The 21,449-nt window shown below is 44.7% G+C and carries 17 protein-coding genes; 4 read left to right on the top strand and 13 right to left on the bottom strand.

Annotated elements, in window-relative coordinates:
* Positions 1–68 precede the first annotated feature (68 nt).
* Positions 69–992: a glycine betaine ABC transporter substrate-binding protein gene (locus tag BMW59_RS09535; RefSeq protein ID WP_093050837.1), complete on the top strand. Its 924-nt coding sequence runs from the start codon at positions 69–71 to the stop codon at positions 990–992.
* A gap of 138 nt (positions 993–1,130) precedes the next feature.
* Here BMW59_RS09535 and betA read toward each other — a convergent pair whose 3' ends face one another.
* Positions 1,131–2,822, bottom strand: coding sequence for a choline dehydrogenase (gene betA / locus BMW59_RS09540; protein WP_093050840.1), 1,692 nt, complete (start codon positions 2,820–2,822; stop codon positions 1,131–1,133).
* Positions 2,823–3,756: 934 nt separating this feature from the next.
* Positions 3,757–4,482, bottom strand: a complete 726-nt coding sequence (locus tag BMW59_RS09550; protein WP_177174262.1) for an FG-GAP-like repeat-containing protein — start codon at positions 4,480–4,482, stop codon at positions 3,757–3,759.
* A 136-nt stretch (positions 4,483–4,618) separates the two neighbouring features.
* Here BMW59_RS09550 and BMW59_RS09555 point away from each other — a divergent pair, with 136 nt between their 5' ends.
* Complete coding sequence (locus BMW59_RS09555) at positions 4,619–4,843, top strand: hypothetical protein (protein ID WP_093050846.1); 225 nt, start codon at positions 4,619–4,621, stop codon at positions 4,841–4,843.
* Positions 4,844–5,696: 853 nt separating this feature from the next.
* Here BMW59_RS09555 and groL read toward each other — a convergent pair.
* Complete coding sequence (gene groL / locus BMW59_RS09560; RefSeq protein ID WP_093050849.1) at positions 5,697–7,340, bottom strand: chaperonin GroEL; 1,644 nt, start codon at positions 7,338–7,340, stop codon at positions 5,697–5,699.
* Positions 7,341–7,432: 92 nt separating this feature from the next.
* Positions 7,433–7,717 (bottom strand): co-chaperone GroES, encoded by a 285-nt coding sequence (gene groES, locus BMW59_RS09565; RefSeq protein WP_093050852.1) that lies wholly within the window; start codon positions 7,715–7,717, stop codon positions 7,433–7,435.
* 375 nt (positions 7,718–8,092) lie between these two features.
* Here groES and BMW59_RS09570 point away from each other — a divergent pair, with 375 nt between their 5' ends.
* Together BMW59_RS09570 and BMW59_RS09575 are read left to right on the top strand one after the other, a co-directional pair.
* The gene (locus tag BMW59_RS09570; RefSeq protein WP_093050855.1) at positions 8,093–8,827 is read left to right on the top strand and encodes a CPBP family intramembrane glutamic endopeptidase; all 735 of its coding nucleotides are present in this window, start codon (positions 8,093–8,095) and stop codon (positions 8,825–8,827) included.
* Positions 8,824–9,033 (top strand): YdiK family protein, encoded by a 210-nt coding sequence (locus tag BMW59_RS09575; RefSeq protein WP_093050858.1) that lies wholly within the window; start codon positions 8,824–8,826, stop codon positions 9,031–9,033. The genes BMW59_RS09570 and BMW59_RS09575 overlap by 4 nt, the downstream gene beginning before the upstream one ends.
* A gap of 449 nt (positions 9,034–9,482) precedes the next feature.
* Here the strand turns inward: BMW59_RS09575 and BMW59_RS09580 are convergent, their stop codons facing one another.
* The 9 genes from BMW59_RS09580 to BMW59_RS09620 form a co-directional block, all read right to left on the bottom strand.
* Positions 9,483–10,091, bottom strand: coding sequence for a molecular chaperone TorD family protein (locus BMW59_RS09580; protein WP_093050861.1), 609 nt, complete (start codon positions 10,089–10,091; stop codon positions 9,483–9,485).
* The gene (locus tag BMW59_RS09585; protein WP_093050864.1) at positions 10,088–13,210 is read right to left on the bottom strand and encodes a molybdopterin-dependent oxidoreductase; all 3,123 of its coding nucleotides are present in this window, start codon (positions 13,208–13,210) and stop codon (positions 10,088–10,090) included. Before BMW59_RS09585 ends, BMW59_RS09580 begins: the two co-directional genes overlap by 4 nt.
* Positions 13,203–14,489 carry an NrfD/PsrC family molybdoenzyme membrane anchor subunit gene (nrfD, locus tag BMW59_RS09590; RefSeq protein WP_093050867.1) on the bottom strand — a complete coding sequence of 429 codons (1,287 nt, stop codon included), beginning with the start codon at positions 14,487–14,489 and terminating at the stop codon, positions 13,203–13,205. Before nrfD ends, BMW59_RS09585 begins: the two co-directional genes overlap by 8 nt.
* Before the next feature lie 12 nt (positions 14,490–14,501).
* Positions 14,502–15,359, bottom strand: a complete 858-nt coding sequence (locus BMW59_RS09595) for a 4Fe-4S dicluster domain-containing protein (RefSeq protein WP_093050870.1) — start codon at positions 15,357–15,359, stop codon at positions 14,502–14,504.
* Between the two features lie 27 nt (positions 15,360–15,386).
* On the bottom strand, positions 15,387–15,572 hold the full coding sequence (gene tatA / locus BMW59_RS09600; protein ID WP_093050873.1) for a twin-arginine translocase TatA/TatE family subunit: 186 nt from the start codon (positions 15,570–15,572) through the stop codon (positions 15,387–15,389).
* 270 nt (positions 15,573–15,842) lie between these two features.
* A complete protein-coding gene (locus tag BMW59_RS09605; protein WP_093050876.1) occupies positions 15,843–17,192 on the bottom strand; it encodes a sigma-54-dependent transcriptional regulator in 1,350 nt (449 codons plus the stop codon).
* Positions 17,189–19,282: a sensor histidine kinase gene (locus BMW59_RS09610; protein ID WP_093050879.1), complete on the bottom strand. Its 2,094-nt coding sequence runs from the start codon at positions 19,280–19,282 to the stop codon at positions 17,189–17,191. The genes BMW59_RS09605 and BMW59_RS09610 overlap by 4 nt, the downstream gene beginning before the upstream one ends.
* A complete protein-coding gene (locus tag BMW59_RS09615; protein WP_093050882.1) occupies positions 19,279–20,277 on the bottom strand; it encodes an ABC transporter substrate-binding protein in 999 nt (332 codons plus the stop codon). Before BMW59_RS09615 ends, BMW59_RS09610 begins: the two co-directional genes overlap by 4 nt.
* Positions 20,274–21,287 (bottom strand): MFS transporter, encoded by a 1,014-nt coding sequence (locus tag BMW59_RS09620; protein WP_093050885.1) that lies wholly within the window; start codon positions 21,285–21,287, stop codon positions 20,274–20,276. Before BMW59_RS09620 ends, BMW59_RS09615 begins: the two co-directional genes overlap by 4 nt.
* Between the last annotated feature and the right edge of the window lie 162 nt (positions 21,288–21,449).

Below are 21,449 nucleotides of genomic sequence, written 5' to 3' on the forward strand. Positions count from 1 at the left end.
ATACGTTAAAAAAATTTTTAACGTATTAAATATATGCAATACATTTAACAAAAGGGGTTTTTAATGTTATGTACAAATTGAAAAAGGAACTTAGTCTTAGTTTATCGCTGCTCATGGTTGCTGTCCTGGCAGCATGTGGAACGTCTGAAGGGGAAACAGACAGTCTACAGTCAAGTGAAGAATCAGAGGCAGAGTCAAATGATGAATCAGAAGTAAATAATGGGGAAATTATGATTTCGCAAATTAGCTGGGCTGAAAATATCGCAGTAACGAATATGTGGAAATCTATTCTTGAAGACAAAGGTTATGAAGTCGAGTTAAGCTTAATGGAAATGGGAGTGTCAATGGCTGCTTTGGAAAGCGGCGGGCTGGATGTCAACCTGGAAGTCTGGTTACCCGTCCAGGATGCAAACTATCTTGACCAATACGGGGATAGCGTCAATTTTTCAGAAGAAACGTGGTTTGATAATGCAAAGGTAGGGCTTGTAGTCCCAGAGTATGTCGAAGAGGTTAACAGTATTGAAGATTTAAATGAACATAGAGAACTGTTTGATAGTAAAATTATCGGTTTAGATGCTGGCGCGGGTACAATGGAAGTTACTGATGAGTTAATTAAGGATTACGATCTTGACTTTGATTTGCTTGCAAGCTCTGAACCGGCTATGTTAGGTGAACTTGAATCTGCTATAGACAATGAAGAACCAATCGTCGTACCTCTATGGACACCGCACTGGGTGTTTTCAGCACACGATTTGAAGTTCCTGGACGACCCGCAAAAAATCTACGGTGATGTAGAAAAAATTCATCATGCTACGAGACAGGGGTTTGAGGAAGATTACCCAGAAGTGAGCGAATGGTTCAAAAACTGGAAGATGGATGATGAGGAAATCGGCGAGCTTATCGAGTATGTAGAAAGCGCCGAAGAGCCAATTGACGGAGCCGAAAAATGGATCGAAGAGAATCAGGATTTAATTGATGAGTGGGTAAATTAATAAAGTGGTAATTACTGGGGGGGCTGACCCCCCAGTAATTACCTAAAAGGCGGATTTGAGAAGAACTCTCAAATCCGCCTTTATTAATATACAAAAAGACCGGGACTTGAGCGTTACCCAAGTCCGGTCCTTTTTAACTTATCCTTTTACTGTTCCCGCATCAGCAGGATGTACACCATGACGGTAGAAGTCAGCATCAATCGGATCCAGCGGCTTGCGTCCAAGGATCAAATCCGCTGCTTTTTCTGCCAGCATCAATACTGGTGCGTGGATATTGCCGTTAGTAACATATGGCATGGCTGAAGCGTCCACCACCCGTAAATTCTCAAGCCCGTGAACCTTCATGGTCTCAGGATCCACGACAGCCATTGGGTCGGAAGCAGGGCCCATCTTAGCCGTACAGCTTGGATGCAGCGCTGTTTCCGCATCTTTCGCCACCCATTCTAGAATCTCTTCATCAGTTTTAACAGAAGGTCCAGGGGATATCTCTCCTGAATTATAAGGTGCAATAGCCGGTTGGGACATAATTTCCCGCGTGACCTTCACCGCTTCTATCCACTCACGTTTGTCCTGATCAGTGGAAAGGTAGTTGTAGACCATGTCTGGATGCTCTTTAGGATCTTTCGACCGAATCTTTAATGATCCGCGCGCATCAGAATACATTGGTCCCACGTGAACCTGAAATCCGTGTTTAGTCTCCGCTTTTTGTCCGTCGTACCTTACAGCTAATGGAAGAAAGTGGAACATCAGATTCGGATAGTCGACGTCCTCGTTGGAACGGACAAACCCTCCGCCTTCAAAATGGTTTGTTGCTGCAGGCCCTTTGCGGCCGAGAAGCCATTGTAAACCGATCCAAGGCATTTTTGCTTTGTTTAAATTAGGCTGCTCCGAAACTGGTTTTGGACATGCGTATTGGATGTAAGCTTCGAGATGGTCCTGAAGGTTTTCACCTACACCCGGCAGATCAACGACCGGTTCAATACCAAGTGAGCGCAAGTGTTCAGCATCACCTACACCTGACAGCTGAAGCAGCTGCGGCGTATTGATAGCGCCGCCTGAAAGTATAACTTCCCCCGCATTGATTTTATGAGTCTTTCCGTTTCGACGGTATGTCACCCCGTTGGCTCTTGTGCCATCGAAATCAATACTCTGGACAAAGGCACGGGTTTTGACTGTAAGATTCTTACGCTTCATTGCCGGATGCAAATAAGCGCGTGAAGCTGACAAACGTCTCCCTTTGTAAACATGCTTGTCAAAAGGCCCGAATCCTTCCTGGCGAAACCCGTTCACATCAGGTGTTCTTGAGTAGCCTGCCTCAACAGCTGCATTAAAGAAAGCCTCAAATAATGGATTTTTTGCGGGTCCGCGCTCCAGTTTAAGAGGCCCATCGTGACCGCGGTACTCATCATCCGGTTCCGAGCCTAAAGCCGTTTCCAATCGTTTAAAATACGGAAGACAATGTTTAAAGTCCCACGTTTCCATCCCCGTATCCGCTCCCCAGCGTTCATAATCCATAGGATTCCCGCGCTGATAAATCATACCGTTGATTGAGCTCGAACCACCGAGCACCTTACCGCGGGCATGCTTGACCCGCCGCCCTTTCATATAAGGTTCAGGAGCAGTTTCGTATTTCCAGTCATATAAACTTTTCCCCGCAGGAAACGGTAAAGCGGCCGGCATCTGAATCAGCAGATCCCACGAAAAATCACTTCTGCCTGCTTCAAGAACAAGCACATTTCGTGTCCCGTCTTCACTCAGGCGATTCCCGAGTACAGAACCCGCACTGCCGCCGCCAATAATAACAATGTCATAATTATTTGTATTAGTCATTTTCCAAACCTCCCTCGATATGAAGAATAGAATAAAGTCTACAAACTCTATTTACAGCATTCATAAAAGATCCTCCTTAAGTTATAACCCTTGCTTATTTGACAGTTTCATATCACGACCTCAGACCTTTTAGGAGAGGAAAAACTGCCCTCGTTAATTTTGTTAAATTTATATTTAACATTTTTAATATTTAAAATGTAACATAGTCTGTTTTTTTTGTAAACCTGGTTTTCGCATGACACTACCCTCTCCCCATAGCTTTCATGAGGCAGAACAGGCAGCTAATGATAATAAAAAAACTTCCCACAAGTTTGGTGTCAACTCATGAGAAGCCTCCGTTAATTATCCTAAATCTCAGCATTTCAAAACCGGGGCTTTCAACCAGCCTGATACTTCAAATACAAACAAAACCCCCTCACCAATCTCTACTTAAAGAGATCAATGAGGGGGGTTTATTTATCCTACGGTTTCAGGCCGGAGGGGGGGGGGATGTGAAATTACATCATGCCGCCCGTATGTCCACTGCATTATAACATCTTTAAAGAAAGTTAATAAAAGCTATTTCGTTAATAACGGATTTAATTTTTTTTATAATAAGAGGTAACAGCTTTATGAAAAATAATGGAGTAACACAGGGTTATGTTACCCTTTTGTTATTCCACTACCTGCATATTTTTTATTCAATAATTAATTTCTATGCCTTTTTACACAGCATTAAAATCACAAAAGTCTACCTTTAGCGGTACCTTCCCCTCCATCACAATAGTCGCTGTTAAAGTTAGTGGTTGATAGTGTGAATTGAGTAATTATATATGTTGTGGTTGTCAAGAGCGGTGGGCGGCGAGGCAAGTTTTCTTAATCCCTGTGGTGCAAGCGTCCGCCTTATGAGCGATAAGATTCACACTGAATTTTAACAGCGTTATAAATTAATAACCTACTCCTCTGACCCGTATATGCCCAGTTCCTGATAGTCCAGTACGAATACATAGCCGTTCCATTTTAATCTGTTTTGAATTGTCCCTATCGTATCTGCATGGAATGTTCCCGCTATTTGCTGATATGCCATCAGGTCAAAGAAATTATCATATTCTAAATCCATCGGGTGTATGCCGCTTATTGGATCTACCCACCCGCTGACCGGCGTCTTCAGCTTCCCCTCAGCATCATAAATTTCATTCAGATAATCAGGCCCTCTCAGGGACAGGTCGATAATATATCTCATATTATTCCTTATACTGAAGACTTCAACCTTGTAATCATCTTTGTAAGTAACCTCATATTGGTACGACTGGTTAAACGCATCAGAGTCGAACAATAAACGCGGTTCGTTATTAACAAAAGAATAAATATAGTTATTTGTCGTCCCGCCGCTGCCACCTGTAGGAATAGTAATTAAAATATCCTTGATTCCGTCGCCTGTAAAATCCCCCAAAAAAATCCTCGGGTCATAGCCCATGTTTTTCTGCAGGGGAATACTGACAGAAACGCCTGTCGCGCCATCCTGGATTCCGAGTGTCATATTTTGAATAATTGACACATCTGTTTCCCGGTAGCCGGTCACGTATACTATATCCTGGAGACCGTCGCCATTTACATCGCCAGTTGCAGAGGCGACCACACCCGTAATTCTCATGTTAGGATAAAAATAATTTCTGTACATATTTGGCTCCTCTTATAAATTAAATTAATGCAATAGCCTATGCAAGTAATAACCTCCCTGTGTATATGTTTCAAAAATCATACAGGCACCATAGCACTCTATGGAATATACAATAGAGTGAAAGGAGTGTCAGCCTATGCCATGGCAGCAGAAAATCCCGTACTTAACTGGTCAGCCTGTTGGCGTCTCTTTTGTAAATGGCACCGGAACCTCAGGCATCTTATGCGGTGTTTCTGATGGTAAGCTTCTTGTTATGGAATACCTCTATCAGAGGCAATTCGCCTTAAAGCAATATAATATTTATACTATTCAGGATATAAACCAGTTTCCCGTTTGTCCTAGCCAGCAGCCGCTATATTAATGTAAACAAAAACAGAGGCCTTCACCAAGTTTAGTAACTTGATAAAAGGCCTCTCTTATATTTCTATAATTAAGCTTATTCATATTAGGTAAGCTTAAGATCACCGCTATACTTTGTAAAATAGCCGGAAATGACCTTTCCATAATAAAAGAGGCGTTCCGATAGCGGACTGCCTCTCTTCTGTTCATATTATTAACTTAAAAATTAAACTTGAAAGTCAAAGCAAAGGACATATCAAACGGTTCTGAGAGTTCTGACCTTTACTTTCCTTCTGAGACAACATGTGTATCATATCTTTCGAATTAGCAAAAGGATGGAATATCGCATTTAATTCTTAGTAATTAAAGTTAAATCTACAGTATCAATATAATCCTAATTCTTAATTAGAGGTTGGGACCTCGATATTAAGGAACAGAGGTGTTTTGTGTACTAGTTAAATATAATAGGTCTTTATTTTCAGCTGTTTCATAACTAATAAACTTCATTCATATGCCATTTCATCCCAGACATTTTCATTTGGAATGACAGCTAGAACCCATTAATAGGTCCGGGTTTAAGGTTATGATATACATGCTTTATTTCTGTATATTCGGCAAGTGTAACAAGGTAGAATATTTTTCCCTTTTATAGTACTTATCCAAGAAAGAAATTGTAACCCAAAAATCATTAATTACGCCAGGTAGGAACTATCCAATAAAGTTCAGAAATCTGTTCCATACAACTAAGAAAAAACCCCTCATTAGTGAAAATCAATGAGGGGTTTTAAAACTAAGACATGAATTTTATTAAAATCCAGTCAATACTCTTTTAAAAGGTATCAAATCCTTTTGTAGTAAAGGGCTCAAGGAGCAGCTTACATCATGCCGCCCATTCCGCCCATGCCACCCATGCCGCCCATGTCCGGCATTCCGCCGCCTGAGCCTTCTTCTTCTGGGTGATCAGCGATAACTGCTTCTGTTGTTAAGAACATAGCAGAGACAGATGCTGCGTTTTGAAGCGCGGAACGTGTTACCTTAGTTGGGTCAACGATTCCAGCTTCAATCATGTTCACATAGTCGCCTGTTGCGGCGTTAAATCCGATGCCAACCTGCTCGCCTTTGAGACGTTCAACGATAATTGAGCCTTCAAGGCCTGCGTTTTCAGCGATTTGGCGCACCGGCTCTTCAAGGGCACGGAGCACGATGTTAACACCTGTTGCTTCGTCACCTTCAACGGCAATTCCGCGGACGGCGTTCAGCACGTTAATTAATGCTGTACCACCGCCGGCCACAATTCCTTCTTCAACGGCTGCACGAGTGGAGTTTAAAGCATCTTCGATTCGAAGTTTACGCTCTTTCATTTCAGTTTCAGTTGCTGCGCCGACTTTAACAACAGCGACACCGCCTGCTAATTTAGCAAGACGCTCCTGAAGTTTTTCTTTATCGAAATCAGAAGTTGTTTCTTCTAATTGTGCTTTGATCTGGTTAACACGGTTAGAGATTTCAGCTGCATCTCCGTTTCCGTCAACGATTGTTGTGTTGTCTTTTGTAACAACAACTTTAGAAGCGCGTCCAAGCTGAGTGATGTTTGCAGATTTAAGGTCTAAGCCAAGATCTTCTGTAATCACTTCCCCGCCTGTTAGTGTGGCTACGTCTTCAAGCATCGCTTTACGGCGGTCACCGAAGCCTGGTGCTTTAACAGCGACAGCGTTGAATGTCCCGCGAAGCTTATTCACAACTAATGTGGCAAGCGCTTCACCTTCAACGTCTTCAGCAATGATCAGGATAGGACGGCTCTGCTGAACAACCTGCTCAAGTACAGGAAGAACTTCCTGGATGTTGCCGATCTTCTTGTCAGTGATCAGGATGTAAGGATCTTCAAGAACAGCTTCCATCTTGTCAGAATCAGTCACCATGTATGGAGATGCATATCCGCGGTCGAACTGCATACCTTCCACAACCTCAAGCTCAGTTGCGAAACCTTTGGATTCTTCTACAGTGATAACGCCGTCGTTTCCAACGCGCTCCATTGCTTCAGCAATTAGCTGGCCTACTTCATCATCAGCTGCAGAGATCGCCGCAACTTGAGAGATAGACTCCTTGCTTTCGATCGGCTTGGAAATGTTTTTAAGCTCCTCAACTGCTGCGCGAGTCGCTTTTTCAATCCCTTTACGGATAACCATAGGGTTGGCACCGGAAGTGACGTTTTTCAGTCCTTCAGCGATCATAGCCTGAGCCAGAACTGTGGCAGTTGTTGTACCGTCACCGGCAATGTCGTTCGTTTTGCTGGCAACTTCGGAAACAAGCTGGGCACCCATATTTTCAAAGTTATCTTCCAGCTCGATTTCTTTTGCGATTGTCACACCATCATTAGTGATTAATGGAGAACCGAATTTCTTCTCAAGAACCACGTTGCGTCCTTTTGGTCCAAGAGTTACTTTTACTGTATCAGCCAGACGATCCACCCCGCGCATCATTGAACGACGTGCATCTTCACGGAATTTAATATCTTTTGCCATGCTAAAACCTCCTATTATTATATGTAACCTTTTATTTTTAGAAAAAGAGTGACCGGTATACCGGCCAGAACGACTTCAACAGCGTGTCGGAATTAGCCGATGACTGCCAGAACGTCGCTTTCGCGAAGGATTAAATATTCCTTGCCTTCATACTTCACTTCTGTGCCTGCAAATTTAGAGAAAATGACAGCGTCTCCGTCTTTTACTTCCAACGCTACGCGCTCACCGTTATCTGTAACGCGTCCTGTACCTACTGCAACAACTTTACCTTCTTGAGGCTTTTCTTTTGCAGAGTCCGGAAGTACAATTCCACTCGCAGTTTTTTCTTCTTGCTCGACCAACTCAATGACAATACGATCGCCTAATGGTTTTAACAAGGAAAACACCCTCCTTTAATATTTGTGCGCTTTTAAAACGCAGGATTAACATTTTTTGTTTATTTATTAGCACTCGACCTCGATGAGTGCTAACACAATTATTATAATAATTAACATAAAAAAAAAATGCAAGTATTTTAATGGAATTTTTTATCGCATTTTTCGATAGGTTTTTCAACTGCACTCTGCCTTGTATTCTCTTTCATAGCTCAGTTGAAACGGGAAATACATAACCTCATATAATATGCTCTGCCAAAGAAAATATTATACGTGTACGGAAAAGTGTCTCCGTTCAATTTTTGCAGGAGGTTATGATACAATAAGGGAGTTACTTTAGCGTAAAGAATTGAATGCAGGAAAAAAGGAGAATGGACGTTGACGAAAAAATACTGGCTCATCCTTATAACGTTTATACTTATGCAGATCTCCCCTCTGGTTATTATTCCTCTGATGTTTGCTGCCGGCTTTACCGGTAATGAAGCAGAATTACAAGGGATGTCTGTATTTATCGGATTTACTCTCGGATTTATTATTATCTCGCTTATCGCCTGGCGGACAAAGCCGGACCGTAACTTTATAGAGGACCGGGCTGCTCCAGGCAGGACAATCTTATGGGCTGTCGGCGGGATCTTCCTGGCGTTTGCTGCCCAGTACGCTGCCTCATTGATTGAAGTACTTGTCTTTGATATAGAACCGGGCTCTGAAAACACCGAGGTCATTGTAGATATGGCGACGGCTGTACCTTACATGATTATTGTGGTAGCGGTCTTTGTACCGATTATGGAAGAGATCGTTTTCCGGATGGTTATCTTTGGAAGCCTGTTTAAGCGGTTTGGCTTCTGGATTGCTGCTGTAGCCAGCGGCCTAATATTCGCGATTGTGCACTGGGATTTTGAGCATTTGCTCGTTTACCTTGCCATGGGGATTGTCTTTGCCTATCTGTATGTGAAAACAAGGCGGATTATCGTTCCTATTATTGCGCACGTAGGAATTAACTCGTTTGTTATGCTGGTTCAGGTTATTTTCGGTGAACAGCTGCAGGAGCTAATTGAACAAATGGAAGAACTTGAACAATCTGTTCAGGCGTTAATTGGAGGTTTCTTCTTATGACTAAGTCACCAAGGTTTTACGGATACCTTTACTTTTTCCTGGGAACATTATTTTTATTTTTTGCGATCCAGTCTGCTTCCCAGTCGGCGGGATGGGATTTCTTCACCATCCTGTTAATGGCTTTTGCCGCGATTGATTATTTTATTGCTTTCCGTTATTTCGGAGCCGCCGCAAGGCAGCAGCAGAACGGAAAGAAGGATAATTAATCACCTTTTAGCTGTCTGCCTCTCCTGATATAAAGGAGCCAGGCGGACAGTTTTTTAATTCTGCAAAAAAGCTGAGTTACGTTTAGCCAGTCATGCAGTATAACCTCACCTCTAATTACATATACCTCCGGTGAACGAAGGCGAGGACACCCAGAGGATCGGCGAAGTCTGAAAATCCACTTTCCCGAAGCAGTCCTTCGGGAAAGTTAGTTGAAGACAAGCCCTCGGGTAAAGAAAACACAGCGAGGTTCTGTCGAGCTGATGTTGCACTTATGCCTGTGGTGTAAGCCTTCGCCGAGAGTGAACCGACAGATTAAAAGTACATGCCCTTTGGCAAGCCTTCACCTTGCAGACGACTGCAACTACTAAATAAAAATATCCGAACAACATTCATAAAATGAGAATATTGTTCGGATGCCTAAAGCTCACTATACTTTTGTCTCAGCCTCTTACTCCTTCATACTCCTCTGATGCTCACAATCTATAAACTGGTGCATCTGTCTTATCACATCTAAATAAAACCCTTTTTTCAGCTGTTCGGAGACTCTGCGCTCAAATTCGCCGAACGCCGGGGCCAGCACGTCTTCCAGAAGGTCTTTCATCGTGCTGTCTATTTCTTCTTTCTCATTAACCCCCGTGTTTTCCCGCTTCATCAGTAAAAAGTGGAGAAACATGAGAAGATGGCCGATATGATCATGGCGCAAGTATTTTTTCTCCGCATACCCCATAAACTCTTCGCTTTCATAAAGTGCAGCAAGCTTTTGAAGAAAAACCTCTTCACCTTCCTGGTTATCAGGGTATATAAATGTGCCGGCAAACGGAGGAACATAGTGGCTGCCTGGAATAAAAAACAGGTTGTCATATTGGAAGGCCAACTCTTCCTCAGGCGTCGTTCCCACCTGATGGAGGACGTTCAGGAGACTGTCATCCAGCCCTTCCAGCCCCTCATTATATTCTTCAACCAGATTGATCAAAAAGTCTGTTTCTCCGTACATGACTCTGGCGAACACGAGGTAAAGCAGGCTTTTCTCTTCTATAGAATGGTCAGCTGTCGTCATGCTTTTTTCACCTCCACTTTGGCATAAAGCTGAGCGGCCGATCCTCCAATCGGGTCAAACAAGCCGTTATTTTTCAGGATCGGATCAATACTGAGCAGATTATTCGCTGAGAATCCGGTGTCTCTCCCTTTCGCGTAAAGCCCGGACTCTTTCTTCGGCTTTGAAAACTCGTAGCTCGTGTGCCCGTATTCCGATGCCGCCCCTGTCCATTTGCCGTCAATTTTGATCGGCTCGGAGGCATAGGCGGTGTGTCCGAAGTTGTAGCTGCTTCCGACAACTCCAGGGCGGATGCCTTCTGTAACTAACACCCGGCCTTCTGCTTCATAATCACTGCCGGTTATTTTAACTTTATCTCCATTTTTCAGGCCGCGCGCCTTGGCATCTTTTCCATTAATCCAGATCGGATTGTCTTCCCGAACTTCCCGGAGCCATGCATTGGAGATCGCCCTGTGGGTGCCGATGTGCTTCGCTTTCCAGTTTGTCATCACTAATGGTAAATCGCGGTCATATTTTGACTCGTCATATTCTTTAATTTCTTCATAAACAGGAATACCGCTGTAAAATTCTCCGCTGAATGAATGCTTGTTGCGCGCTGTCACTTCATCATAGAAATTAGCCTGGCCGCCATACTGGTATTTGACGTGCCGGCCTTCATTCACATACTCACTTCCCGGCTCTTCAAACCGCCCGCCGCGGTTAAGAACGTAAACAACTTTTGCCCATTCGTCATCTTTAACGGCTCCTTTTAAACGGTCGAGATCAAAGAATTCACCCAGTGCTTTTTCGCGGGCATTGATAAAAATCTGCTGCTCTTCATTGTCTGCATCCGGTACCGGTTCGTCCTCGTAAGCAATATTTGCGGCCATTTTAATATAATATTCTTCATAACTGTTTAACGAGCTGCCGTCAGTAAAGGCATTTTCCCCGACTCCCGGGAGGCCGAGCATTTTAGCCATATCAATAAAGACGTCTTCAACAGCTTTCGCTTCAGGAACGACACGGGTGACCGGCTGCATCATACTGCTCAGTTTATGAAGCTGGTTCGGATAAATCGTTTCCTGTCCAAAGCGTTCGAGATAGGTTAAATCCGGAAGCACATAGTCCGACAGTTCTGCTCCTTCACTGACGGAAATATCCAATGTGACAAGAAGAGGAATCTTTTTCTCGTCTTTTAAAATATCCCGGTAGACATGGCCGTTTGGAAAAGAGAGAATCGGATTGATCCGGTAAACGAACAAAGCTTTTAAACCGTAAGGGTATTCGTCTGCCGCACTCGGAATAAGCTCATGGGAAGAGTTCCCGGTGGCTGAAAACCATGGCCGCAGGGCCGGGTACCCGCCGTCTCTTTCAAACAATGTGCTTTGTTCATAATTGGACTGCTTCCTCGTAATCGGGATTCCCCATGGCGCCCGTGCGTCAGGCACTGTATCTAAATCGTAGACACCGTCGAACGGGCCGTAATTGGCGCCTGAAGAAATGCTTCCGCCTTTCCAGTCATAGTTGCCAATCAGATGGTTCAGGATATTCATGGCGCGGACGCTGTAGTAGCCGTTCGTGTGCATGGCGTTTCCGCGGTACCCGAACGCCGCCGCTTTTTTTCCATAGGAAGTAAATTCATCCGCTGCTTCTTCAATGAGGCTCACATCAATGCCTGTGATATCTGAGTATTCCTCCAGCGTGTGCTTCAAAACTTCCTCTTTATAGAGCGTAAAAGTTGATTTTACTTCGATGCCGTTAATGACGGTATCTACTTCCAGGTCTGCTTCTTCTACATCTGTTGACACATGCGGCTTACCGTTTTTAAATACGATATACTCCTCTTCCCCGCCCATATCTATATCAGACGCACGCAGTTTTTGTTTCGACGGTTCACTTAAATTGACTAAATGTGTCGCATCGCTCCATGTCGGTTCCCCGTCTTTTTCTGCTGCTTCTTTGTTCGGGTTCACTAAATACCGGCGATCATACCGCTCATTTTCAATAATCCATCGTCCCATCGCAAGCGCGAAAGCTCCGTCAGTGCCTGGAATGACCGGAATCCAGTGGTGCGCTTTTTCAGCGGTTTTCGACATTCTTGAATCGACAACGGCCATTTTCATTCCGCGCTCAATGGCGTTAGTAATTTGGGGCGCCATCCACGTAGGCCCTTTATTTGCCACGACAGGGTTTGTACCGAACGCCATCATGTAGTCGATATGGTCGATATCTGTATACGTCCGGCGTTTTCCATGCTCGAATGAACGCACATTACCAATGACACTGCTGACCCCGCAAATGCCTCCGTGGTCGTCAAAGTTAACACTGCCGAACCCCTGGCTCCAGATCCTTGTGTTCGTAAAATGACGGCGGTCCCCGCCCAGACAGGCTACCTGGTTTACTTTAGGGCCGAAATCAGGGTGTTTCGTATCGATGAGGACGTCTTTATATTTCTTATCAAATTCGTCCTGGCTCATGTCTCCATCTTTCACTTTTTCCCAGTCGCCCATCACCTTCTCTTCTTCTTCGTAGGCAATAAGGTCTTTTAAGCCTGGCGTCCCTAAGTCACCGCTCCCTTCAACGATTTCTTTATACGCCTGCTCCCAGGAAATGGTCTTCCATTTGCCGCTTCCCCGCGGTCCGACCCGCTTCATCGGCTTTTTCAAACGGTACGCGTCATATGCTGTCTGAATCCCTGCCTGGCCTTTCAGGCAAGTTCTGCCGCCGCGAAGCCCCCGGCCTGCGACTGCCACGCTTCCTCCGCCTAAAGCTGCTGCTGCTGCAGGTTTTGTATAATCGATCTGGCCCATCGGCTTCATCGTTAACGGACTGTAAGGATTTCCCGCAATCTTTCTGACAAGCGAGGTACAGCCTCCCTCTATCCGTCCCTCTTTTACATAGGCTTTAATCGTACAGTGCGTATTACACTGCTCACACGTTGTATAAATGACATTTTCCGCAGTGTAATCTTCCGTTTGAGTCCCTATGCCATGTTCTGTATCTGCCCACACGTTCCCTCCGGTGATCTGACGGACCGGACTGCCGAAGAAAGGAGAAGCCACGGCGATGGCACTGAGAATACCTGCTCCCTTTACGAATGAACGGCGGTTTACTTTTTTATCAAACACGCTTTTTTTACTCATGACCTTTCACGTCTCCTTCCTGCGTTTCCAAAGGCAGAAATCTGGCTCCTAAGGAATAAAGGAATAATCCCATTGCCACAACACCCAGGGAGCTTAACCACTCTACCCAGTTAGGGAAATAGAACCCTTCAGGCAACCCTTTCATTGACTGGACAATCTGTGTCGGAACGACAATGTTAAAGCGGACACCTATAATTCCGATGACTACTAGTACTGCGGCAATCGTCAGTGCCTTAACTGACTGGTTCGTGCGCTTGCTGAATACAAGGTAGATTGGCACAACCGCTCCTAAGAAAATCTGGACGCCCCAGAATGACCAGGACATCGGGCCGGTAAACATAACATCGAGGACAGCCATCTTATCCGGCTTCATGCTCAAACCAGCTACAAGAAATTCGTAAAATTCCAGCGCCAGATCGATAATCAGGAAAAAGATCATTAATACGGCAAGCCCTTTTACCATCGTTAAATCGACTGATTTTCCGCGGACTTTCCTTTGGATGACATACATTGCTATTAACAGCGCCGTACCGGAAACAAGAGCAGAAACAACAAAGATAACCGGGAACAGCGGCGTGTTCCAGTAAGGCTGGGCAACGACTGCTGCAAACAATGTTCCTGTCCCGCCGTGTACGCCGATAATGGCAATAGGGATCCCGATAATCCCGAGAATTTTCATCCAGCGGTGATCTTTCTTTGCCGAAATCTCTGAGGTATCGCTGCTGCCAAGGCGGATAATATTAGCCAGTTTGCCTTTAAAACCAGCTGACTTGTCTTTAGCCAGCTTAATTAAATCAATTCTCATGGCAAACCAGAGTTCTGTTGCCAGGAGGACCATGTAAATCAGGTAAAACCGGACTTCCCACGACAGGATACTGAGAACGTTCCAGTACATCATCGCGTTAAACGCCCTGTCCATCCTTCCTAAATCGAGCAGGATAAATGTTAAAGCGACTACCATGCAAATTAAAGCAGTAAACAATGCGAAACGGCCGACCCGTTCATACTGCTCCATACCGAATACGAATATTAAAGTCGACAGCAGGAAGGCGCCAGCGCTTAAACCGACGAAAAAGATATAAAAGGCAACCCAGGCTCCCCAAGGTACAAACGTACTGAGATTGGTCACGGCCAATCCTTCGATCGCGCGGTATAAAATAGCACCGCCCCCGGCAATCATACTGACGATTAAAACGGCCATCCAGATCTTAAACCGCTTCGCAAGCGTTTGATCGGAATGTGTGTCATTGCTTTCTTTTAACATTGCTGATTGACTCATCGCTTTTCCCTCCTAGCGTAAATAATAGACTCTCGGCTCTGTGCCGTACTCTTCTTTTAATCTGAAAGCCCTTGAACTGTTTGCCAGTTTCGATACGGTACTTTCCGGGTCATTAAGATCTCCGAAATATCTGGCGTCTCCGATACACGTTTCTACACAGGCAGGTTCTTCTCCACGCTCAAGCCTGTGGAAGCAGAAATTGCATTTCCGGACGGTTCCGACAGGAGCTTTCCCTTCTTTTCTCTTGCCCCGGTCCATCCCGTGTTCCGGGGACGTCACTTCTTCATATCCGAGCATTTCATCGTAGTTTTCACCAAAGTCGAACGTTCGTGCGCCATACGGACAGGCGACCATACAGTATCTGCATCCGATACAGCGGTCCGCATCCTGTACGACAATCCCGTTATCTGCTTTATAAGTCGCCCTTACCGGACAGACAGACGCACATGGCGGCTTATCACAGTGCATACAAGGACGGGGGATGTTCGTTCTTGAAACATTTGGGAACGTCCCTTCCTCCTCTATGAATACCTGATTATATGACACTCCTGGAGGCGTCCTGTTTTCAGCTTTACAGGAAACGGTACACGTTTCACAGCCGACACATTTCCTTAAATCTATGACCATCCCCCATTTCACGCTGTCACCAGGCCCTTCTGAGGCATAGACTTCAAGCTTCTGATTAAACTCTTTACTTACGGATTCCTGATATTTGGCGACAAACTCTTCCTCGCTTATCAGGCCGTCTGAGAGTCTCCGGGCATCTTCCGCCATATTAAGCCCGAGAGACGTATCGTATTTAGAAGACTTCAGAATATCCGCTCCATTTACAAGCCCTTCATTAATCAGCACATCGTATTTCGTACCCATTGTCAGTTCCCCTTTCTCCCCTGTCTTTTATGAACGGTCATCCTTCTGTTCATCAGATTCATCATCCCTCGTTAATTCTCGCGTTGACTTTTTAAATTCTTTCAGTGTGTCTCCGACTGCCCGGCCCATTTCAGGTAATTTTTTTGGTCCAAAAACAATCAGGGCAATGACTAAAATTATGATTAATCCTGGAATGCCAATATTAGATAGCATGTTTCTCTCCCCTTTCTTTTCACTTATATTAAGATGCAAGAGCCATGCCAAAATAAAAAAAGGCCCCTTCATTTTTACTAAAAAAATGAAAGAACCCTTTCAAACCAGCGTTTATTTTTTAAAAAATAAATACTCTTTCAATATAAAAGTGCAGATTTTAAAAAATGCACGAGACGCCTGCGCCTTCTGAGTATGCCAATCTGGCATACATGTCGTTCATGCGTGACAAAATGTCATAGCTGTAGACTATACGGACGGAACAGCCGGGTTTTAATCCTTTTCAAGTTCATACTGGTCAATTTTACGGTAAATATTCCGGACACTGATCCCTAAAATATGCGCCGCATCCGACTTATTCCAGTTAGTATAATCAAGGACAGCCGCAATATGTTCGCGCTCCACTTCTTCAAGAGAACGCTCCACCTGCCCGGATGGGGCCGATGTTTGACTTGCACAGTCCTCCCCGCCCGGAAGAAGCAAATCGCCGGAAGTGATTGTATTTCCTGAACATAACAGACACCCCCGCTCAATAATATGAAAGAGTTCCCTCACATTTCCCGGATAGTCATACCTCATCAGAGATGTTAGGGCCTCGTCAGATAACGATTTTTCCTTCCACTCTTTTTTAGAGCCGAGGTAGAACTGAACAAGTTCAGGAATATCATCCTTTCTTTCTTTTAATGGCGGGACCACAATCTTTAATACTTGCAGCCTGTAAAATAAATCTTCACGGAAATTTCCTTTTGCCACTTCCTCTTCCATATTCCTGTTTGTCGCGGTGACCACTCTCACATTCACCCGCCGCTCCCTTACTTCGCCGACCCGCCGGAATTCTCCTGTTTCAAGAAACCTCAGCAGCTTAACCTGCGTATCTAAAGGCATTTCCCCGATCTCATCCAAAAATAAGGTGCCTTTATCAGCCACTTCCACAAGCCCTTTTTTCTCTTTCTGAGCACCCGTAAACGCGCCTTTCGCATGACCGAATAACTCGCTTTCCAGCAGCTGTTCCGGAATGGCCCCTGAATTGACAGTTATGAATGGCTCGTCCCTCCGTTCACTCCAGTAATGAAGGGCTTTAGCAAACAGTTCCTTTCCTGTGCCGCTTTCCCCTTCTATTAAAATTGAGGCATCGGCATTGGCTACTTTAGCTGTTAATCCTTTTACCTGGCGGATCTTTTCGCTGTCTCCGATAATATCAAACGTATTTTCACGAAAATGCATCCATTCTTTCATACTGTGGTGGTCTTCTTTAAGCTGTTTCTTCTCAAGCGCTTTTCCAAGCACGACTTCGAGTTCCGCTAGGTTATAAGGTTTAGTTAAGTAATCATACGCACCTTTCTTCATGGCCTCGATAGCTGTTTCTATCGTTCCGTGCCCGGTCAGTACGATGACTTCCATCGCCTTGGACTCACTTTCTTTGACTTTTTCAAGCAATGTCAGCCCGTCCATGCCGTCCATACGGATGTCAAAAATGCCAAGATCATAGCTTTCTTTTTTAAGATTATCTAAAGCAGTTTCAGCAGATGGAAAACCCGCTGCTTCATAGCCTCTCCGTTTTAGCCGTTTGACTAATAATCCCCGGAGATCTTCTTCATCATCAACTATAATAACTCGTGTCATTCTGATTCCCCCTCGCTTCCGTCAGCGTCTTTCCTGTTCACCGGTAAGATCACACGGAAAACCGATCCTTCCCCCGGCTCACTCTGCACTTCCATTGTGCCTTCCATTTGCTTCACAATGCCATAACAGACAGATAAACCAAGTCCGGTTCCTTTGCCTGTAGGTTTAGATGTAAAAAACGGATCAAACAGTTTAGGTATATTTGATTCGGGAATGCCTATGCCGTTGTCTTTAAAAGAAACGACCGCCTCTTCCCCTTCCATTTCCACAGTTATTTCAAGTACCGGAAACTCTTTTTCACTCATCGCATCTACAGCGTTCTGAATAAGGTTTACAAAAACCTGGCTGATTTTTAAAGGATCGCCGCTAATATCCGGGATCTTTTCTTGCGGCTTTTGAAGTTTAAGACTGACATGATTCTTTTTAAGCGTATGGTTCATGAGCATGAGACTGTCATCCAGTACTTTTTCGATCGGAAATTCTTCCGCCTTAAATGCCGACTTCCTGGAGAAGTTCAATAAATTATTTGTAATTTCTTTACAGCGGTTAATGTTTTTCCTGATGATCGTTAAATAATCAGCCATTTCTCCGCTCTCAAGCAGTTCTTCTTTATCTTCCTCCAGCCGGTCGGTTAAATCTTCCGCATAAACCTGAACCGATGCAAGAGGGTTGTTGACCTCGTGGGCAAAACTTGAAGCCATTAATCCAAGAGCTGACAGTTTATCGGTTTGGACCAGCTTTTCTTCCATCCGTTTTTCTTCAGTAATATCTTCCATCACTATAAGGACTTCTTCATCTTCCTCAAGTGTATGCTGGAGCGGGAAGACCCGGTGCCTGTAAATCCGCTGTTCCCCATTTTCGTCTGTTTTTGTAAGATTTTCATCCATTCTTTCAAAAGATGCCGATTCATTCAGCGGACAGGAATAGCACGGAGAATCTTTATCGTTAAACATCCGGAAACACGGGACGCTCCGCTGATCGCCGATCCAGCTTTTAAGTGTCGGATTCATCCAGGCAATGGAATAGTCTTTTTTGACAACAGCCAGACCTGCGTCCATGCTGTTAACCACGATATCCAGCCTTTCCTTCTCCTGCTCCAGCCGGCGTTCTTTTTCCTGAATTTCTGTGTTCATATCATTAAAGGCGGCCGTTAGTTCTCCGAATTCATCATTCCGGTCGACCGGCATTTTTTCGGGCCAGTAACCGTACTGCATATGTTTCATCCCGCTTTGCAGCCGTTCAATCGGTTTGACGAAATAAAGCCCGGCATAAATACTGATCATGCTTCCAAAAAGAATCATAAACGAAGCTGTAAAGCTGCCTCTCCTCAACATGTCGAAGATTGGCGACAGCATCTCTCGCCTCGGCTGTTCCATAACGAGATCCCAATTAACCTCATCAATGGACGACTGGATGACCATCGTGTTATCCGGAACTTCCGTCCTCTGATCTGTCTGCCATAGCCTCGAGTAATCCTGATGGGCGATAATCTGCTCATTTTGATCGCGCAAGTAAACCTGGGCATTATGTTCCATCTGGTACGAAGACACATTCCCGATTAATTTCTGCAGTTGTAACGAAACTCCCAGCATTTCCCCGTTTTCTTCTGATCTCACGATTAACTGGATAAAAGGCTGGCCGTAGTCATTAAACATCACATTTGAAAAAACGTGGTTATCATTAGCCAGAACGGAGAGCTCCGCCTGGCCACTCACCCATAAACCGCCTTCAGCCATTTGATTGATACTGTATCTCGAATACCTTGACTGGACTTCTCCCTCAGCATTCAAAAGAACAATTTCGTCAATTGACTCCTGTTGTTTTAAAAGGTCATAAAACACACCGGACTGATCCTCCAAGTCACCCATACTCATCATCATATCGAGCTTCTGAAAGGTGCTGCGAATATCATTCCTGATCGTCTCTGCGAAGTATGCCACTTTCCGTTCCTGCGAAACAGCAGCTGAATCTTCGACATAATCGGACATTTCCATCAGATAATAGACAGAAATAAGGACAAGAGGAATAATTGACATAATCAGGCCGAACAACAGAACTTTATAACGGACAGACCGGAAAAGATGTTTCATTCTCCCCCACCTCCGCCATTCTTAACAGGTTCTGTTAATTTCAAAAGGTTTTCATCCAGCTCCAAGTTCAGTTGTTCACTTACCTCCCCATTAATAAAAAACGGGATCTGATCAGGCAGCTCCACCGGAATGTCACCCGGTGAGTTGCCCTGCAGAATCAGGCTGATGTGCCTTGCTGCCTGAAAGCCCTGTCCATAAAAGGAAGACCCGTAACCAAACAGAAAACCGGCCTCCACTTCATAATCATAAATTCCCATGACAGGCACCGAATTTTCAAGAGCAAAAGAAACAATCTCATCTGTAAATGCTTCGACCTGGTAACTGGGAAGTGTCATAAGTCCGTCTTCTTCTTCCAAAACGTCTTCAAGAGCCTCCTTGTCAAAACCGCCTGAAAGGTGAAAAGGTTCAATTTGTACTCCAAGAGTGTCAGCTGCTTCTTCGGTTAATGCCAGCGAGCGTCGGCTGATATCAATATCGTCACTGTATATAAGAATGACCCGCTCAAGACCTCCAATAATATCCGTAAATAGTTCCAGACGTTTCGCTGATAGATTCATATGGAAATTACTCACTCCTGTAAACGGGCCGCCCGGCTCTCTGAAATCTTCAATGATGCCTGTTTCAAGCGGAGCTGCCATTCCTACAAATACAGTAGGAATAAAGTGATTTTCCTCTTCCATAACCTCTGCCAGCACCTGGGTTTCGATCCCTCCGAAAGAGGCTATGACGTCCGGCTCTTCTTCGATAACCAGCTGTTTAGCATAAGGCTCCAGCAGCTCAGCGTCTTCTTCGCCTTCAAAAATAATAAATGATATCCCATCCATTTCGTAACCTAATTCCTCTAATCCATCTTTAATTCCGTCAAGTTTATCGATCCTGTTTTCGCCGGATAATAAAACGCCAATTGTAACCGTGTCTTCTTCAGCCCTCTCGGTCATAAAAAAAGCCGCAGTGAGGGCAATAATGACAGCTATCAGTATCCATCCTTTTCTCACTGGGCTTTCCCCCTGTCCGCGGCTTGATCTCTTCGCAGCTTATTATATTCTTTACCGAGCAGTATTCCCGCTGGCACAGATAAAAATGCCAGAACAGCTATAATTAAGAAGCCTTCCGTAATTGCTGTTAAACTGGCTTCTTCAAGTGACATACCGTTTGCTGCCATGACCTGTCCCCGGCGCACTTCGAAGTAGATCGAAACGAAGACAATACCTAAGGCAGAGCTCATCTGCCGGAGAACATTATTCATGGCAGAGCCGCGCGAAACAAATTTTTCCGGAATGGCGTTCATCCCTGAAGTCGTGGCCGGCATGGTGCTGAGCCCCATCCCAATGCCGCGGAGAGCATTTAAAAGAAAAATGACCCATATCGCTGTATCCATACCAATAAAACCGAGGATTGCCGTTCCGACTGCCACAATGATTAAACCTGTCGTTACAATAAGCGAGGGGCCTTGTTTATCAAGGAGCCTCCCGCCGATCGTCATAAATACGCCGGTTAACAGGGCAGCAGGCAAAAAGGTTAAGCCCGTCATAATCGCTCCGTAGCCATACACTTGCTGAATGAGGAGAGGCAAAAGGAATATACCTCCGAACAGACTGATCGAACTGATCATCGCCACCCATACACTGTAGGTATAGGCAGGAACTTTAAATATAGACAAATCAAGAAGCGGCTGTGCCGTCCGGTTCTCAATTTTTATAAACACTATAAGAGAGACAACTCCTAAACTTATAAATCCCCAGTTAAGCGGATCAAGCAGATGGTCCAGTGACGAGACTCTTCCGAGGGCAAATAAAATAGAACCTACTCCAACAGTGACACTGATGAATCCAAGTTTGTCAAACCGGATATCTGACACTCTGCCTGTCTGCTTTAAATAGAGCATAGAAAAAATCAGACCGAGAAGCCCCGTCGGTATATTAGATAAAAACAGCCATTGCCAGGAGCCCATCTCGATAATCACGCCTCCGAGTGTCGGTGCTAAAGTAGTGGTAGATAACATCATATGTCTTTGGATCTTTATTATAACAACAAACTAAAAAAGCGCCCGCCATTACGGCAAGCGCTTTTCAACATAAACTAGGGGGCTCATGGCTCCCGTACAAATCGAGCGAATCGATTTTTTCATAATTTAATTATATCACATGACAGGGGCAAAGCGCCCCTG

Origin of the sequence: Salipaludibacillus aurantiacus, assembly GCF_900111295.1 — a bacterium.
Classification (GTDB): Bacteria; Bacillota; Bacilli; order Bacillales; family Salisediminibacteriaceae; genus Salipaludibacillus; species Salipaludibacillus aurantiacus.

What these genes read in the sequence shown, in the direction of transcription:
- BMW59_RS09535 (WP_093050837.1), top strand. Translation starts at nt 69, where the DNA reads ATGTACAAATTGAAAAAGGAACTTAGTCTTAGTTTATCGCTGCTCATG.
- betA (WP_093050840.1), bottom strand. Translation starts at nt 2,822, where the DNA reads ATGACTAATACAAATAATTATGACATTGTTATTATTGGCGGCGGCAGT.
- BMW59_RS09550 (WP_177174262.1), bottom strand. Translation starts at nt 4,482, where the DNA reads ATGTACAGAAATTATTTTTATCCTAACATGAGAATTACGGGTGTGGTC.
- BMW59_RS09555 (WP_093050846.1), top strand. Translation starts at nt 4,619, where the DNA reads ATGCCATGGCAGCAGAAAATCCCGTACTTAACTGGTCAGCCTGTTGGC.
- groL (WP_093050849.1), bottom strand. Translation starts at nt 7,340, where the DNA reads ATGGCAAAAGATATTAAATTCCGTGAAGATGCACGTCGTTCAATGATG.
- BMW59_RS09575 (WP_093050858.1), top strand. Translation starts at nt 8,824, where the DNA reads ATGACTAAGTCACCAAGGTTTTACGGATACCTTTACTTTTTCCTGGGA.
- BMW59_RS09580 (WP_093050861.1), bottom strand. Translation starts at nt 10,091, where the DNA reads ATGACGACAGCTGACCATTCTATAGAAGAGAAAAGCCTGCTTTACCTC.
- BMW59_RS09585 (WP_093050864.1), bottom strand. Translation starts at nt 13,210, where the DNA reads ATGAGTAAAAAAAGCGTGTTTGATAAAAAAGTAAACCGCCGTTCATTC.
- nrfD (WP_093050867.1), bottom strand. Translation starts at nt 14,489, where the DNA reads ATGAGTCAATCAGCAATGTTAAAAGAAAGCAATGACACACATTCCGAT.
- BMW59_RS09595 (WP_093050870.1), bottom strand. Translation starts at nt 15,359, where the DNA reads ATGGGTACGAAATACGATGTGCTGATTAATGAAGGGCTTGTAAATGGA.
- tatA (WP_093050873.1), bottom strand. Translation starts at nt 15,572, where the DNA reads ATGCTATCTAATATTGGCATTCCAGGATTAATCATAATTTTAGTCATT.
- BMW59_RS09605 (WP_093050876.1), bottom strand. Translation starts at nt 17,192, where the DNA reads ATGACACGAGTTATTATAGTTGATGATGAAGAAGATCTCCGGGGATTA.
- BMW59_RS09610 (WP_093050879.1), bottom strand. Translation starts at nt 19,282, where the DNA reads ATGAAACATCTTTTCCGGTCTGTCCGTTATAAAGTTCTGTTGTTCGGC.
- BMW59_RS09620 (WP_093050885.1), bottom strand. Translation starts at nt 21,287, where the DNA reads ATGATGTTATCTACCACTACTTTAGCACCGACACTCGGAGGCGTGATT.